Origin of the sequence: Mycolicibacter sinensis (genome assembly GCF_001667945.1) — a bacterium.
Taxonomy (GTDB): domain Bacteria; phylum Actinomycetota; class Actinomycetes; order Mycobacteriales; family Mycobacteriaceae; genus Mycobacterium; species Mycobacterium sinense_B.
Window position 1 is genome coordinate 26,344 of sequence record NZ_LZJK01000008.1, and the last position, 17,395, is coordinate 43,738.

Consider the following 17,395-nt stretch of genomic DNA (forward strand, 5'->3'; position numbering starts at 1 on the left):
CGTGCTGCGATAGCGTGGCAGTGCAGTAGTTGCAGGGCAGAAATCCACACCGCGGGAGCGCAACCAGTGCGCTGAGAGGACGGCCGGGGCCGTCGACCGTACGAACCTGACCGGGTAATGCCGGCAAGGGAGAGGAAGAACATGACCGATGTAGCCGTCGAGCCGCAGGTGACCACCGGGCCCATCCCCTACAGCGAGAAGGTCTATCGCGAGATCGAGGCCCCCGGCGGCGTGGCGATGAAGGTGCCGTTCCGCCGGGTCAATCTGACCAACGGCGAGCACTTCGACCTCTACGACACCTCCGGTCCCTACACCGATGCCAACGCGGTGATCGACCTGCACCGGGGCCTGCCGGCCCGCCCGGGCGTGGTGCGCGACCGCGGCACCCAGCTGCAGCGCGCCCGCGCCGGGGAGATCACCGCCGAGATGGCGTTCATCGCCGCCCGCGAAGGTTTCCCCGCCGAGCTGGTGCGCGACGAGGTCGCCCGCGGCCGCGCGGTGATCCCGGCCAACCACAACCACCCGGAACTGGAGCCGATGATCATCGGCAAGGCGTTCAAGGTGAAGATCAACGCCAACATCGGCAACTCCGCGGTGACGAGCTCGATCGGCGAAGAGGTCGACAAGATGGTGTGGGCCACCCGCTGGGGCGCCGACAACATCATGGACCTGTCCACCGGTAAGGACATCCACGAAACCCGGGAGTGGATCCTGCGCAACTCCCCGGTGCCGGTCGGCACGGTGCCGATCTACCAGGCACTGGAGAAGGTCAACGGCGATCCGACGAAGCTGACCTGGGAGCTGTACCGCGACACCGTGATCGAGCAGTGCGAGCAGGGTGTGGACTACATGACCGTGCACGCCGGGGTGCTGCTGCGGTATGTGCCGCTGACCGCCAAGCGGGTCACCGGCATCGTGTCCCGCGGCGGCTCGATCATGGCGGCGTGGTGCCTGTCGCGGCATCAGGAATCCTTTCTCTACACGAACTTCGAAGAGCTCGCCGACATCCTGGCCAGCTATGACGTCACGTTCTCCCTCGGCGACGGACTGCGGCCCGGGTCCATCGCCGACGCCAATGACGAGGCTCAGTTCGCCGAGCTGCGCACCCTGGGCGAGCTGACCAAGATCGCCAAATCCCGTGGCGCCCAAGTGATGATCGAGGGTCCGGGGCATGTTCCGATGCACAAGATCGTCGAGAACGTGCGATTGGAGGAGGAGCTGTGCGACGAGGCGCCGTTCTACACCCTCGGGCCGCTGGCCACTGACATCGCGCCGGCCTACGACCACATCACCTCGGCGATCGGCGCGGCGATCATCGCGCAGGCCGGCACCGCCATGCTGTGCTACGTGACCCCCAAGGAGCACCTGGGGTTGCCGGACCGCAAGGACGTCAAGGACGGGGTGATCGCCTACAAGATCGCCGCACACGCCGCCGACCTGGCCAAAGGGCACCCCCACGCCCAGGACCGCGACAACGCACTGTCCAAGGCGCGCTTTGAGTTTCGCTGGTATGACCAGTTCGCGCTGTCGCTGGATCCCGACACTGCACGCGAATACCACGACGAGACCCTGCCGGCCGAGCCGGCCAAGTCCGCGCACTTCTGCTCGATGTGCGGGCCGAAGTTCTGCTCGATGCGGATCAGCCAGGACGTGCGCGACTACGCCAGTGAGCACGGGCTGCAAACCCAGGAGGAGATCGACGCCGCCATCGCCAAGGGCATGGACGAGAAGTCGGCCGAGTTCGCCGAACACGGCAACCGGGTATACCTGCCCATCTCCTCCTAGTGGAGTTCCTGCCGCTGACCCCGCCCGGGTCGACACCGGCGCGGGTGCTGACCATCGCGGGGTCGGATTCCGGCGGCGGCGCGGGCATTCAGGCCGACATGCGCACCTGCGCGCTGCTCGGCGTGCATGCCTGCGTCGCGGTCACGGCGGTGACGGTGCAGAACACGGTGGGCGTCAAGAGCTTTCACGAGGTGCCTCCTGACATCGTCGCCGCGCAGGTCGAAGCGGTGGTGCCCGACATCGGGATTCAGGCCGCCAAGACCGGGATGCTGGCCTCGGCGCAGATCATCACGGGCGTGGCCGCGACGTGGCGAGCACTCCATCTGTCGGTTCCACTCGTGGTCGATCCGGTGTCAGCGTCCATGCACGGTGATGCACTGCTGGCCGATTCGGCTCTAGACGCGCTGCGCGACAAGCTGTTTCCGCTGGCTACCCTGGTGACTCCTAACCTGCACGAGGTACGGCTGCTGGTCGGCGTCGAGGTCGTCGATGCCGAATCGCAGCGGGCGGCCGCCCGGGCACTGCATGCCCTGGGGCCACGATGGGTGCTGGTCAAAGGCGGGCACTTGCCGTCGGCGCAGCACAGTCCCGATCTGCTCTACGACGGCACCGGCTTTCGGGAGTTTCCGGCGCCACGCGTGGCCACCGCCGACGACCACGGCGCGGGAGACACGCTGGCCGCAGCGACCGCATGCGCGCTGGCGCACGGGTACTCCGTGCCCGACGCGGTGGCCTTCGCCAAACGCTGGGTGACCGAGTGCCTGCGCGCCGCGTACCCGCTGGGCCACGGGCACGGTCCGGTCTCGCCGCTGTTCCGGTTGACGCGATGACTCTCCAGGACATCGCCGGAATCAGCCACCACCCCGCCGGCACCCCGAAGGGCATCGTGCTACTTACCCACGGCGCCGGCGGCAACCGGGATTCACCGATGCTGCACCGGCTGTGCGACGAGTGGGCGCGGCGCGGTTTTCTGGCGATCCGCTACGACCTGCCGTTTCGCCGACGGCGCCCGAAGGGACCACCGTCGGGGTCGGGGGCCGGCGACCGGGACGGCATCACCTCGGCGATCGGGTATGCCCGCGGGCTGGCCGATGGTCCGCTGATCGCCGGCGGGCACTCCTACGGCGGCCGGCAGACCTCGATGGTGGTGGCCGCCGGCGGCGCCCCGGTCGACCTGCTGGCGTTGTTCTCCTACCCGCTGCATCCGCCCGGCAAGCCGGAGCGCACCCGCACCGACCACCTGCCCGACATCGGCGTGCCCACGGTGTTCACCCACGGCACCTCGGATCCCTTCGGCACGCCCGCTGAGCTGCGCACCGCCGCCGCGTTGATCCCGGCGCCGCACCAGGTCGTGGAGATCACCGGTGCCCGCCACGACCTCGCCTCCAAAACCCTGGACGTGCCGGCCCTGGCGGTCGACGCCGCACTGCGACTACTGGGCTGAACACCCTCCGGTGAACTTCGCTGGTTACTGGCGAGTCAGGTACCGTAGATTTTCATGAGTACGGAGCGCTTCGACGTCGTCATCGTGGGTGCGGGCTTCGGTGGGATGGGCGCGGCGATCGAGCTCAAGAAGCTCGGATATGACAACATCGTCCTGCTGGAGCGCGAAGACGATCTGGGCGGGACCTGGCACGTCAACCGCTATCCCGGCCTGGCCGTCGACATCCCGTCGACCACCTACTCCTACTGGTTCGAGCCCAACCCGCACTGGTCGCGCCTGTTCGCCACCGGCGCGGAGCTCAAACGCTACGCCGAGCACGTCGCCGACAAGTACGACGTGCGCCGCCACATGCGATTCAACACCACCGTCGAGGGCGCCCGCTGGGACGAGGAGGCCCAGTGCTGGCAGGTGAGCCTGGCCGACGGTGCAACCCTGAGCGCTCGTTACCTGATCACCGCGACCGGGTTCCTGTCCCAGCCGCACACCCCGGACATCCCTGGAATCGCCGGGTTCGCCGGCAAGGTGGTGCACACCACCGCCTGGGACGCTCAGCACGACTTCGCCGGCCGCCGGGTCGGGCTGATCGGCACCGGCGCCACCGCGGTGCAGCTGATCCCGGAGCTGGCCAAGACGGTCGGTGACCTCACGGTGTATCAGCGCACGCCGATCTGGGTGGCCCCCAAGCTGGACTTCGGGTTCTCCCCCGCCGTGCAGCGGCTGTTCGCGCGCGTCCCGCTCGCTCAGCGGGCGCTGCGGTGGGTGACCGACAATCTGCTGGAATTCATGACGTTCGTCGGGGTGCTCAATTTCCCGTACTTCCGGCGGCTTTCGGTCGCCGCGATGGACCTGTGCAAGATCCACCGGTTCATCTCGATCCGCGACAAGGAGCTGCGCGCCAAACTCACCCCGAGCTACGACATCGGTTGTAAACGGCCCAGCTGGTCCAACGACTACTACCGCACCTTCACCAAGCCGCACGTGCACCTGGAGACGGCTGGGATCGAGCGGGTCGAACCGGACGGGATCGTCACCGTCGACGGGCGCAAGAGCCACATCGACACGCTGGTGCTGGCCACCGGATTCGATCTGTGGGAGGCCAACTTCCCGGCGATCGAGATCGTCGGACGCGACGGGCGGAATCTGGGTAAGTGGTGGCGGGAGAACCGGTTCCAGGCCTACCAGGGGGTGTCGATTCCGGCCTTCCCGAATTTCTTGAGCCTGGCCAGCCCGTATGCGTTCTGCGGCCTGTCGTTCTTCAACACGATGGAATACCAGATGCGCCACATGGGCCGGCTGTTCGGCGAAGTGCAGCGCCGCGGCGCGACGACCTTCGAGGTCACCGAGGCCGCCAACGCCCGCTTCCTCGACGAGATGACCAAGCGGCTGGACCGCTCGGTGTTCTACGCCGGCGACTGTGCCACCTCACGCTCCTACTACTTCAACCACAGCGGCGAAGCATCACTGCTGCGGCCCACCTCGGTGCGTAACGCGGTGCGCGAGGGCTCCCGGTTTCCGTTGGAGGACTACCAAATCGCTTGAGCCGCGCGACGACTCGGTGATAGGCCTCAGCCGTCAGCCGGCCCCAGCAAAATGGATTCCATCAGTTTGCGCAGGCAGGCCTGGGCATAGCCCGGCCCGCCGGGGGCGGCGTCCTCGCCGTACTTCGCCGCATGTTCACGGACCACCCGGCCCATGTCATCCAGCAGTACCGCCAGCACATGCACCAGGAACCGCGCGTGGTCGCTGTCCAGTCCCGGCCGCACCATGATCAGTGGCTTGGCCCAGGTGTCCATGAAACCGCGCTCGGAGTCCCGGAGCAGCTCCCGCTCGGGCGATGCGAGGTTCACCCGCTCGGTGTCGTACACGGCCGCCAGCTCGGGATTGGCGAACACCGTCGCCACATAGGCCTCCACCAGGCGGGTCAGCGCCTCCCGCGGGTCGGCGAAGACACTCGCGATCGCCGACATCTCCCCGGCGATCCGGTCCATGGCGCGCTGCAGACCCGTCGTCAAGATATCGGCTTTGCTGGAGAAATACCGGTACACCCCGGAGGCCGGGACGCCGACGGCCTCGGCGATCTCGGTGACGCTGGTCTCGGCGTAGCCTTGCTTGCCGAACAGCAGGATCGCCGCGTGCAGCAGAGCCTCATAGGGTCCGGCGTCCGGTGTGAAGAGGCGCCACACCGCCAGGCGATTGACCCCGACCTCTTCCGGTTGCGGCAGCCGGGTGGCCACCACCGCCCGCGCGGTCTCGACAAGCAAGGGCTGGACTTCTTCGTCGGGCAGACGCAGCCGGTGGCCGAGGATGCTGCCGGCGACACTGAGCAGACTCGACGCCAAGGTCCAGCGTTCCGCGGAGTTCAGCTCCGGGCGCAGCGCGCCGATCGGACGTTCGATGCGCCGAATGACCGTGCGCATCTGCGCCATCAGCTTGGCCTGGTCGTCGGGCTGCAGGTAACGGCCCTGCCACCGGTACAACCCGCCGGCCTCCCGGTTGCGGATTGCCGTAGCCAGCAGCCCCTCGACGATCTGGTCGATGACCGCCGCCGGATCCTGCTCTAACGCGGCGTCGGAGAGGTCGTCGAGGAAGGCCGTGCAGTCAAGCAACTGCTGGCCGAGCGCACCGACGACGACGGCGAACATGTCGTACTTGCTGGGGTAGTGCCGGTACAGCGCGGGCGCGGAGATCCCCACTCGTGAGGCGATCGCCTCCATGCTGGTCGCGTGGTAGCCCTGCGCACTGAACGCTTCCGCCGCCGCACGGGTGATCTGTGCTTTGCGGTCTTTGGGGCGCCGCCTGATGTGGGCACCCGTACGTCCGGCCGGGTCGTTCGTGGCACCAAGCGTGATAACCACCCCTTAATCAACTCCCGGCCGGGCCTGTCACTTTCAGAGCATTATTAACACACCCGGGTGAATAACGCAGCGCAAGGTGCTGCGCTCCGGACTTGGCTGGCCGCAACGGCTACGGGGCCAACGGTACCCGGTGGCGCGCGTCGCGGGGCGGAACCCCGTTGGGCCCCCCGGCGGACTCCGCGTAGGTGGCCACCGCGAACGCGACCGCGGATCCGGTGAGCGCCAGCGCATGCCGATCGATGTTGTCGATGGTGTCGCCGGGACGGTGATAATTCGGATCGAACGCGGTCCCGGGTGTACCGCCCCACAGCCGGGCCTGGGCGGTGGTCTTGAGCTGGGACGCCCCGGTCGTGATCCCGCCGATCGGAACTCCGGCCACCACGAACGGGCTGTAGTCGTGGTCGCTGCTCAACGGCATGTCGGCGGGCCGCACACCTGCCAGGTTGAGGTAGCCGGCCAGGGTGCGTTCCACACCGGCGGATCCGGCGGGCACGTCGGCCGGGGCGATGTCGCGGCTCGGCAGCGCCGACTGGTCACCGTCGTAGGTGAAGAAGCCGGCATTCGAGGAGCCGAGCATGTCGAAGTCGAGATAGACCGCGATGTCGTTGAGTGCCTCGCGGTCGAGCCGGAAGACGTAATCGGTGGAGCCACCGAGCTGTTGTTCTTCTCCCGCCCAGAACGCGAACCGCACCGCGTTGGTCACCGCGGGCGACGGTCCCAGCTGTAGCGCGGTCTCGAGCACCGCGGCCACCCCGGTGCCGTTGTCGTTGATCCCCGGCCCATCCGCCACGCCATCCAAGTGCGCACCAACCATCACGACGTCATGCTGAGAGCCGGTTTTGGTCTGCGCCAGGATGTTTCGGGAGGTGACTTTGACGGTGGTGGCGTCTAACACCAGCCGCACCGTGCCGGTGGCGCCGCGCAGCGCGCGGTCCCCGTCGCGGCCGGTCACCGCCACCGGCAGGCTCAGCTGGTCGTAGTAGTCCGGCGGGAACAGGCCGGCTGGCGCGCCGTTGCGGCTGGGCAGGCTGACCACGATCAGGGCGGCGGCACCGCGCTGCGCGGCCACGTTCTGCTTGACCACCACCGAGCAGCCGGCGTCGCTGACCACGGCGATACCGCCGCGGGGCGCCGTGGCCGGATAGTCGGCCGCCGCACAACCGGTCGACCGGGTCGGGCGGACCACCGGCCCGTTCACTCCCCCAGCCGGGGTGCGCACCAGCAGCGACGCCTGGTCGACGGGGTAGCCGATACCGCCGACGGTCAACGTCGGTTTGCCCGGCGACGTGGTGTCCAGCCGGGTGAGCTCGGGGGTTTCGACATCAAAACCTTTGTCCCGCAACGCGTTGACCACGTAGTCCACGCTGGCGTCGAAGCCCGGCGTGCCATCGGCCCGGTGATGTTGGTGCGCGTCGGCGATCTCCTGCAACCGTTGCAGGTGCACCAGCATCGCGTCGAGCGTGACCTGACCGGCAAGCCGATTCGACAGCGGCGGCCCGGCGGGCTCCGGCGAGCAGCCGGCCAACAGGGCGGTTGCCAGCAGTAGGGCGCCCGCCGGACGGATCACGGGGTGGTGACGAGGTGGCGGGTGCGGTCGTCCCGGACCGGAACACCGTTGCGGCCGCTGAGGTCCTGGGAGTACAGCCCGACGGCGTAGGGGACGCCTCGGCCGTTGACGGCCAATTCGTCGCGGTCGATGTTGTCGATGGTGTCGCCCTTTTGGTGGTAATTCGGGTCGAACGGCTCATCGGCGGCACCGCCCCACAGCTTGGCCTCCTCGGCCGACTTCTTCACCTCGGCACCGGAGAACAATCCGCCGGACGGGATGCCGGCCTGCGTGAATCCGTCGTAGTCGGAACGACCGTCGAACGATGTGTCGCGCGCCTCCTTGCCGGCGGACTTGAGATAGGCCACCAGGGTGCGCTCGATGCCGGCCGAGCCTTCCGGCACCACCGGCTGTCCGCGCTTATCGGCGTCCAGCGACTGGTCGCCGTCGTAGGTGAAGTAACCGGGGTTCGGCGAGCCGAGCATGTCGAAGTTCAGATACAGCGCGATGTTCTTGAGCTGCTCGATGTCGAGCGACTCGACGTATTTGCGCGAACCGATCAGGCCGAGCTCTTCGGCGCCCCAGAACCCGAACCGCACCGCATTGTTCACCTGCGGCGAGTCACCAAGTTGCAGAGCAGTTTCCAGCACCGCGGCGACCCCGGATCCGTTGTCGTTGATGCCAGGCCCCTCGGGGACGCTGTCCAGGTGGGCGCCGAGCATGACCACGTTCTCGGTCGATCCGGTCTTGGTCTGGGCGATCACGTTACGCGCCGGGATCTCGTCGGTGTGCGCGTCGAGCTTGACGGTCATGGTGCCGTGCCCAGCGCGCAGCATCGCACCGTCGGCCTTGGTCACGCTCACCACCGGGATCTTGACCTCGGTGGCCTCGCCCAGCGTGCCGCCCATCTTCTCCTCGTCGATGCTGTCGGCGACCACCATCGCCACCGCGCCCTTCTCGACGGCGACGGCCATCTTCTCCTTGAACGGGCAGGTTCCGCGGTCGACCAGCACGACGGCGTCCTTGACGGCCAGGCCCTCGTAATCCTCTGCGCTACAGCCCGGGCTGTCATCGGCCGGCGCGGCGACCAGCGGTCCGGTCACACCCTCGGGCGGGGTTCCGAGGCTGTACTGCAGGGCGCGAGCTTCCACGGTCTTGTCGCCGAGCTGCACCGAGCCCTTTTCGGCCTTGAACACCCGGGCGATGAATTCCGGGGTCTCGACGTCGAAACCGTGCTCGCGCAAGGTGTTGGCCACGTAGTCGACGCTGGCGTCGTAGCCGGGAGTGCCGACGGCGCGGGTGTCGTTGTTGGCGTTGGCGATGTCCTGCAGCTTCTGCAGGTGCGCCATCATCGCGTCGATGGTGACCTTGTCACTAAGCGTCTTGGCGAACTCGGTGGCCGCGGCGGCGTCCGGTGCCTGTTCGGTGTGTACCGGCGTGCTGCTGCAACCGCCGGTGAACAGCGCGCCGAGCAGCACGGCGCCGAAAACGGGCATCAGTTTCTTCTGGTAATCCACCGCGTCCACGTTAGTGGGTGCGCGCGTTGGATTTCTGCCAGGCACGGCTGGGCGTCGAAGTCACGTCCACGTTCGTATACGCGCCAACGTGGCTGCACTCCAAAGCGGAGCCGTTCGGTACTGGCCATGTTGCCCACAAGCCGCGACGCCTGGCGCCGATGCAGCAGCCCCGCACGGCTATGCCGCGCGGGGCTGCTGCGCTCCTTGTTACCGAGCGACTCCTATGGCGTGGGCTGGGCGCCGGCGCCACCGGCGCCACCGGCGCCGCCGCCACCGTTGTTCTGCGGGCTGCCGGATGTGCCTGCTTCACCGGCCGTCGACCCGGATGCCCCGCCGTTAGCGCCGTTGCCGCCGGAACCACCAGGCTGCTGGATCGCGTTGGGTCCGATGCTGCCGTTACCCCCGTCGCCCCCGCTGCCGCCGTTACCGCCGGCACCGGTCTGGCTTGTGCCTCCCGTGCCACCACTGCCGCCGGCGCCGCCCTTACCACCGATCTGTCCGGTTCCGCCGGCACCGCCGTTACCGCCGTCGCCGCCGGCACCGGAGTTGCTGCTGCCGCCCGCACCACCGGCTCCACCTGCACCGCTGACTTTGAAGTCGGCGCTGTCGCGAGTGTCGCCGCCATCGCCGCCGTTACCGCCGTGGCCGCCATCCCCGGCGTCACCGGCACCGCCGGCCCCGCCGGCACCACCGGCTCCGGCAAAGTCGGTGGTGATGGTGTCATCAGTAGTGGTGCCACCGGCACCGCCTTCGCCGCCGTTGCCGCCGGTGTCGCCGCTGCCCCCGACACCACCGGCGCCACCTCTACCGCCGATGGTCACATTGACCAACGGGTTGCCCCCGTGCCCGCCGGCACCGCCCGCACCGCCGGTGCTACCGGTACCAGTGGCGGCACCGCCAGCACCTCCATTACCGCCGGCACCGCCGAGTTGTGCGCTCCGACCGGCATCGCCGCCCGCACCGCCGTCACCACCGGCACCGCCGGTACTGCCGACACCCGAGGTGGCACCGCCCGCACCACCGTTACCGCCGGCGCCGGACCTACTACCTGTGCCGACACTGCCGTGGCCGCCGTTGCCGCCGTGACCACCAGTCGTGCCCTCGCCCGTGGCGTTGCCGCCATCACCGCCGTCGCCGCCGGCGGAGCCGCCGAAGCCGTTGCCACCGTCACCACCGTCACCGCCGTCCGAGTCGGCGCCGTCGGTCCCGGTGGTACCGCCGTGGCTTGTTCCGGCGAGGCCGCCGCTGCCGCCGTGGCCGCCGTTACCGCCGTTACCGCCGTCGTGGTTCTCGAAAGCGGTGCCCACATTGCCGCCGTTTCCACCGTTCCCAGCCGTTCCGGCATCGCCGCCGGCGCCGGCGTTGAAGCCGTCACCGCCCGTGCCGCCGGCACCGGCGGCGCCACCGTTGCCACCGTTGACGACATTGCCCAATTGGATGACGTTGACTGACGTCGCCAGGTTCGCGCCGTTGCCACCATCTCCGCCGTTGCCGCCGGCTCCCCCGCTGCCGCCGGTGCCGAGGGTGCCGCTGGGATCGCCCGCGCCGCCGTCGCCGCCCTGGCCGCCGACGCCGCCGTGGGTGTTGTATCCGGTGCTGGTCGTCAGTGCTCCGCCGTTGCCTCCGGCCCCGCCATTGCCGCCGACGCCGGAGGCGCCCAGACCGCTGCCGCCATTGCCGCCGGTACCACCGGCACCGCCCGTGCTCGACCCGCCGGGGGCCGCGTTGTAGTTCGGGGCACCGCCGTTACCGCCGGCACCGCCGTCGCCGCCGTGACCGTTCCCGCCGGCGATGGCGTCCGCACCGCTGCCGCCGTGACCGCCGGCGCCTCCAAGGACGGGTCCACCGTTGCCATTGAGGGCAGGTGTGGACGACGCCGCGCCGCCGGCACCGCCCGCACCACCGTCGCCGGCCTGATAGCCGGTGCCGCCCTGGCCGCCAGCACCGCCGACGCCGCCCGCGCTGCTGAAGCTGTTCGGGAACGCCGGGATGCCGTCATCGGACTGGCCGCCGGTACCACCGTTACCGCCATTACCGCCATTACCCAGCTGACCCGCTGTTCCGGCGGTAGCGGTCCCTGCCGCTCCACCAGTACCGCCGTCACCGCCCGCACCGCCGGCACCGCCGACGGTGGGGCCGGATGCGCCCGTGGTCACCGCGGCGCGGCCGCCGGTGCCGCCGGTGGCGCCGCTGCCCGCATTGCCGCCGTTGCCGCCGTTGCCTGCGTGGGCCCCACCGGACCCGCCGGCGCCGCCGTTGCCCCCGGCCCCACCGGCCTGGCCGTCGGCACCGAGGGCCGTGGCGTTGGCGCCGGCGCTACCGCTTCCGCCGTTGCCGCCGTTGCCGCCGTTGCCGTAATCGCCACCGTTGCCGGCGTTGCCGCCGTTTCCGCCGTTGGCACCGGCGACCGCGTTGGGATCGGTGGACGGGTCGTAACCGTTACCGCCGTTACCACCGTTACCGCCGCTGCCCGGGCTGCTGTCACCAGCGGTACCGTCCGCACCCCCGTGCGCGGTACCAGCCGCTCCGCCGACACCGTTGTCGCCGCCGTCGCCACCGCTGTAGCCGTCCGGGTGCGCGGCGGTGCCGTCAGCGCCGTTGCCGCCGTTGCCACCCACACCACCGTTGCCGCCGTTGCCCGCGTTGTGACCGGAACCGCCCAGACCGCCGGCCCCGCCCGCGCCGCCGTCGGTGCCGTTGGTCAGCGTTGTGCCATTGCCGAACGTGACACCGCCGTCGCCGCCGGCGCCACCAGTGCCGCCGTCGCCACCGTTGCCGCCGTTGCCCTGCTGCCCGGCCGCGCCACCGGCGGCCGCACCGCCGGCACCGCCATCACCACCATTGCCGCCGGCGCCGCCGGCGTTGGCGTCGCGGGGACCGAAGGGGGCCGCGGTAGCTCGGTTGAGGCCGCTCAAAGCCTCATAGGAGGCGCCGTCCTGGCCGCGTCCGCCGTTGCCACCGTTGCCACCGGCGCCGCCGTTGCCGTCACCACCGTTGGGCACTGACGTGCCGGCGCCACCGGCACCGCCGTTGCCACCGTTTCCGCCGGCGTCACCGTTGACGCCGCCGATCGGGTTGCCGTCCTCATCGAGCGGAACGGATCCGCCGCCACCGCCGTTGCCGCCGTTGCCGCCGGTACCCGCGTGATGGCCGGTACCGCCGTTGCCACCGACACCGCCGTCACCGCCGATGCCGTGCGCCGGCGGCTTAACCGGGTTTGCGTCTTGACCGGTGGTGGCGCCGTCGAACACCTTGCCGCCGTCGCCGCCGTTGCCGCCGTTGCCGCCGTTGCCCAGGGTGCCGTCTACGGCGTTGGCTCCGCCGGTGCCTCCAACACCGCCGTTGCCGCCGTCGCCACCGGCACCACCGGCGCCGCCGTTACCGCTCCCGTCGACAGTCGCGAAGTTGTTGTCGTGGTCGCCGGCTTGGCCGCCCGTACCGCCGTTACCGCCCGTGCCGGCGTTGCCGCCGTTGCCGCCGTTCCCGCCGTCCCACAGTGCCTTGCCGCCGGCCCCACCGTTGCCGCCGGATCCGCCAGCCCCACCGAGCGCGCCGTTGGAATTCGGCCCACTGACGTTCCCGAAGTTCTGGTTGATGGGGATCTGGACGCCGTGGCCGCCGGTGCCGCCGTCGGCGCCGTTGCCGGCATCCCCGCCGGCGCCGGCGTTGCCGGCATTGGTACCGCTGTTGCCGCCGGCGCCGCCGTTGCCGCCGTTGCCGCCGGCCTGCCCGGCGGTCGGGCTCTGCGTGACGGTGTTGCCGCTCAAAGCTCCGTCGGCACCGCCAGCTCCGGCCGCGCCGGTACCGCCGTTCCCGCCATGGCCACCGTTGCCGTAGGACCCGCCGTGGCCGCCGTTACCGCCGTTGCCTCCAGAGGCGCCTGCCACCGCATTGACATCGCTCGACGCGTCGTAGCCGTTGCCACCGGCGCCGCCGTTGCCGGTTGGAACCGTCGGCAAGCTGCCCGCCGTGCCAGCCTGGCCGTTGGTCGAGCCGGTGCCAGCGCTGCCCGCCGCGCCACCGGTGCCCGCGTCGCCACCCTGGCCGCCGTTGCCGCCATCGAGATGTGCAGCGGTCCCGGCCGCGCCGGCCCCACCGTCACCGGCCAGCCCGGCCGCCCCGCCATTGCCCGCGTTACCGCCGACACCCGCGGTACCGCTACCACCGAACAACGACGCACCCACGCCGGCCGCCCCGCCCTTGCCGCCGTTACCACCAAGCGCCCCGTCACCACCGTTACCGCCGCCGCCGCCGTTGCCGTCACCGTTGTTGTCGAACGTGCCGGCGGCGCCCGTCGCCCCGGCACCGCCATTGCCGCCATTGCCACCGACACCGCCGGCTCCACCGTTGCCGCCGATCCCCAGGATCGATGAACCGGCACCACCGGCACCACCGTTTCCACCGTTGGTGCCGGCCACCCCATTGCCACCATTGGCCCCAGGCGTACTGCCGGTCGCCCCGTTGGTGCCGGTCCAGCCAGCACCGCCGATACCACCGTCGCCGCCGTTGCCCACGGCGCCCATGCCGAAGAAGTCCTGCGCCTGACCCGAGCTACCACCGTTGCCACCGTTGCCGGCGGTAACGGCGGTCATGCCGGGGGTATCGGCAACGGCGGTGACGGTGGTGCCGGCGGCCTTGGTGCCGACGGTGGCAACGGTGGCCATGGCGGGGACCTGTGAGCCGAAGTCAGAGTTGATCCAGTCCTGCAGACTGTCGTGCAGCGGCATATAGAAGTAGGCGTCCCACATCTCGGCCAGATCCAGGCCCGAGGCGTCTGCCGCGCCGACACCCCAGTCCGAACCGGTGAACAAGCCGTTGAAATCGTTCGACAAATTGCCCCAGGCACTCGGCTCGAACAGATCAGAAATGAAGTCGTCGAAGTCGGCGTTGGCTGCCGGCGCCGACGCCAGCGGCGCCATCCCGAAAGCCAGAAACGCTCCGACAGCCGAGGACGCACCCACGATCCGCCGGCTCCGCCGACTCGAACCGCCCCTGCCTACAGTGCCGCTGCCCGTGACGCCGCGCCGAACGACCATGTCGAAACCCTGACCTTCCAATAAATCCGAAACGGTGGAAGGCCGTTGTTAATAGGGCCCTCAGGAAGAGCACAGTACTTGCGCGCGCGTCAATTGTCTACCGAAAGTTCAGTAACTGCGCTGGTTTCATTCGTTTGGTATTTTTTCTCTGGGCGGTGGGCGAATCAGCACGCCAGTTCTTGGCGCGAGTAGAAGTAGCCCCACCTATGCCGCTGGCCTGAGTTGTGCGAATGTCGCGGCGGACGGTCTCAGGGCTCTCATCAGCGGACGGTGAAGCTCCGCGCCTGATCCGGTCGGGCGCGGAGCTTCACCGATCGACTCCTACCAAGTGGGCCGGGCACCGCACCACCGGCAGTCGTGCTAGCTCTGGGCGTACCCACGATGTCTCAGTGACGTCCTAGCTTGCCCGGCTAATTCGCGGTCAGGCCCCGCACGCTTCGCGCGGGGCCTGACCGACTCGTCATATGGCGCCGCTCCTAGGGAGTGGCCCCGGCCCCGCCGGTGCCGCCGGCACCGCCCGTGGCACCACTCGCCGCACCACCGACAGCACCACTGTCGCCGGAAGTGGCCCCGGACGCACCACCGGTACCGCCACTACCGCCGACACCACCGGCACCACCGCCCGTGGTCTCACTGTCGCCGCCGGCGCCACCGTTACCACCGACACCGCCGGTGCCGCTGTCACTGGCGCCCCCAGCACCGCCAGCACCACCGGCACCACCGGTCGCGGCCACCACGTTGGCGTTGTCGCCGCCGGCGATACCACCGTTGCCACCCGCACCACCGGCGCCACCGGTGCCACCACCGATCGCGGCACCACCGGCACCGCCATCACCGCCGGCGCCCGCGATCGCACCGCTACCAGTGATCCCGGTAGCACCGGTACCGCCCGGCGCATTGACCGTCACGGTGTTGCCGTTGCCACCGTTACCACCGGCACCACCATCACCCGGGGTGAAGCCGGCCCCACCGGCGCCACCGTTGCCGCCGTTGCCGGCACCGCCGGCGACGTCGACCAGTCCGCCGTTGTAGTCGGTCGGCGTCGCGGTGAAGGCGTCACCACCGTTGCCGCCAGCGCCACCGTCAGCACCATTGCCGACGTGGCCGTTCACCCCACCAGCACCCCCGGCACCACCGGCGCCACCCGCGCCACCGGCACCCCCGAACTGAGCATGCTGCGAATAGGCATGGCCGGCGTCGGTGTGCTGCGCCGCACCGGCGACGCCACCGTTGCCGCCCGTGCCGCCGGCACCACCGTTGCCGCCGATGCCGTCGTCGGCCCTAGCGGTACCGCCGGCGCCACCGGCCCCGCCGATGCCGCCGTAACCGCCGCCGGTACCGGTGGCGCTCAAACCGGTGCTCGGGTCAGCACCGATCCGTCCGGAGCCGCCCTCACCGCCGACGCCACCAGCGCCTCCGTTGCCGGCGGTGTGGGTGCCGCCGCCACCGATACCGCCGGCGCCACCGTTACCTCCGGCGCCGCCGCCGGTCACACCGGTGACATTGCCGGCACCGTTGCCGCCGTTACCGCCTGCTCCGCCGTCGGCCACGGCACCGTCGCTGCCGGTGCTGCCCCCGTTCGCGGTGCCGGCGACGCCGGCGTCGCCGCCGTTACCGCCCTTGCCGCCGTGGCCACCATCTGCGATGCCACCGGCTGCGTTGGAACCGTCGGCGCCGCTACCCCCTGCACCACCTACGCCGGCATTGCCCCCGTTGCCGGAGTTGTAGCCATCGCCGCCGGCGCCGCCATTGCCGCCGTTGCCGGCATCGCCGCCGTGGTAATTCAGCGAACCGTCGCTGTAGGTGGTCCCGCCATCGATACCGGCGCCACCGGCACCACCGTTACCGCCGGCCCCGCCGTTGCCGTCGCGCCCGCCAGCTCCTGCTCCGGCGCCCCCGGCGCCCCCGGTACCACCGTTACCGCCAGCGCCGCCAGAGACGATTCCCTTCCCGAAGTTTGCGCCGGCATCGAGGTTGCCCTGTCCGCCAGCACCACCGTGGCCGCCAGCTCCGCCATTACCGCCGATACCATCGCCGCCGTCGGCCACCGAGACAGCGTCGCCACCGGCGCCGCCGTTACCGCCGGCCCCGCCCGCGCCGGCCGAGCTCTCGTCGCCGCTGAAGCCCGCCCCGCCGTTACCGCCGGCGCCACCATTGCCGGCATGCAGGCCGCTGCCGCCGGTACCGCCGTCACCGCCGCGGCCGCCGCCATGCGGAACCCCGTCCGGCGTGGGGACATGTTCGTCATCGGTCAGCGGGTTATCAATCCTGTCGATGTAGGGAGACGCCGCACCGCCGTCGCCGCCGTTGCCGCCGTCACTTGCCTCACCGAGCACCCCGTTGCCACCGGCGCCGGCTCCGGCAGCGCCGCCGTTACCCCCGGCGCCACCGTCGCCGCCTCTACCGGCCGATCCGTAGTTGTCGATATTGGTCAGGCCGTTGTTCTTGACTCCACCGATACCGCCATTGCCGCCGTTACCTGCGGTGCCTGCGCTCCCGCCGTCTCCGCCGTGCCCAGCGCTGGACAAGGCGTCGCCGCCGGCACCACCGTTGCCCGCCGCACCGCCCGCACCACCGTTGCCACCTCGGGCAAGGTCTTCCGCGATGTTCTCACCGTAACTGGCGATGTAGCCGTTACCACCGGTCCCGCCGCCAGCTCCGTTACCGCCGGCGCCACCAGCCCCGCCGTTACCCGCCTGGGTTCCGCCGTTGCCGCCGGCACCGCCGTCGCCACCGCGACCACCAGCACCGGCATCGGTGTTCAACGCGGCCCCAGGCGCACCGTTCACGCCGTTGGCGCCGGTTACGCCGTTGCCGCCGGCACCGCCGTTGCCGCCGTTGCCGTAGGCCCCACCGTTGCCACCTAGACCACCGTTGCCGCCGTTGGCACCGGCCAACGCATTGGCATCGGCGGCCGCGTCATAACCGGCTCCGCCGTTGCCGCCGTTGCCGCCGCCACCGCGGGCGCCATCGCTGCCACTGCCCCCGAACAAGCTCGCACCCACGCCGCCCTTGCCGCCGGTGCCCGGAGCCGCGCCATTGCCGCCCGCGCCGCCGTTGACATTGGCAGCGGTGCCGGTCGCGCCGTCGCCACCGTTGCCGGCCGCACCCCCAGCACCACCGTTGCCGCCAAGACCCAGGATCGACGAACCCGCACCACCATTGCCGCCATTACCACCGTTGCTGCCGTTACCACCGTTGCCATCACCACC

9 protein-coding genes and 1 riboswitch are annotated in these 17,395 nt (G+C 70.3%); of the genes, 4 read left to right on the forward strand and 5 right to left on the reverse strand.

Going from position 1 to position 17,395, the window contains the following annotated elements:
* Positions 1-41 precede the first annotated feature (41 nt).
* Positions 42-148, forward strand: a riboswitch (TPP riboswitch).
* The 4 genes from thiC to A5694_RS00320 all read left to right on the forward strand — a co-directional run bounded on the left by thiC (position 142) and on the right by A5694_RS00320 (position 4,768).
* A complete protein-coding gene (gene thiC / locus A5694_RS00305) occupies positions 142-1,785 on the forward strand; it encodes a phosphomethylpyrimidine synthase ThiC (protein WP_064919876.1) in 1,644 nt (547 codons plus the stop codon). It overlaps the preceding riboswitch by 7 nt.
* On the forward strand, positions 1,785-2,615 hold the full coding sequence (gene thiD, locus A5694_RS00310; protein WP_064919865.1) for a bifunctional hydroxymethylpyrimidine kinase/phosphomethylpyrimidine kinase: 831 nt from the start codon (positions 1,785-1,787) through the stop codon (positions 2,613-2,615). The genes thiC and thiD overlap by 1 nt, the downstream gene beginning before the upstream one ends.
* Positions 2,612-3,229 carry an alpha/beta hydrolase family protein gene (locus A5694_RS00315; protein WP_064919866.1) on the forward strand — a complete coding sequence of 206 codons (618 nt, stop codon included), beginning with the start codon at positions 2,612-2,614 and terminating at the stop codon, positions 3,227-3,229. Before thiD ends, A5694_RS00315 begins: the two co-directional genes overlap by 4 nt.
* A gap of 54 nt (positions 3,230-3,283) precedes the next feature.
* Complete coding sequence (locus A5694_RS00320) at positions 3,284-4,768, forward strand: flavin-containing monooxygenase (RefSeq protein ID WP_064919867.1); 1,485 nt, start codon at positions 3,284-3,286, stop codon at positions 4,766-4,768.
* Between the two features lie 26 nt (positions 4,769-4,794).
* Here A5694_RS00320 and A5694_RS00325 read toward each other — a convergent pair whose 3' ends face one another.
* The 5 genes from A5694_RS00325 to A5694_RS24855 form a co-directional block, all read right to left on the reverse strand.
* On the reverse strand, positions 4,795-6,084 hold the full coding sequence (locus tag A5694_RS00325) for a TetR/AcrR family transcriptional regulator (RefSeq protein WP_234787886.1): 1,290 nt from the start codon (positions 6,082-6,084) through the stop codon (positions 4,795-4,797).
* A gap of 109 nt (positions 6,085-6,193) precedes the next feature.
* Positions 6,194-7,651 (reverse strand): M28 family peptidase, encoded by a 1,458-nt coding sequence (locus tag A5694_RS00330; protein ID WP_064919868.1) that lies wholly within the window; start codon positions 7,649-7,651, stop codon positions 6,194-6,196.
* Complete coding sequence (locus A5694_RS00335; RefSeq protein ID WP_109535539.1) at positions 7,648-9,126, reverse strand: M28 family metallopeptidase; 1,479 nt, start codon at positions 9,124-9,126, stop codon at positions 7,648-7,650. Before A5694_RS00335 ends, A5694_RS00330 begins: the two co-directional genes overlap by 4 nt.
* Before the next feature lie 242 nt (positions 9,127-9,368).
* The gene (locus A5694_RS23830) at positions 9,369-14,108 is read right to left on the reverse strand and encodes a hypothetical protein (RefSeq protein ID WP_064919869.1); all 4,740 of its coding nucleotides are present in this window, start codon (positions 14,106-14,108) and stop codon (positions 9,369-9,371) included.
* Between the two features lie 551 nt (positions 14,109-14,659).
* Positions 14,660-17,395 (reverse strand): hypothetical protein (locus tag A5694_RS24855; RefSeq protein WP_207515886.1); only part of this gene is annotated, 2,736 nt, incomplete at its 5' end.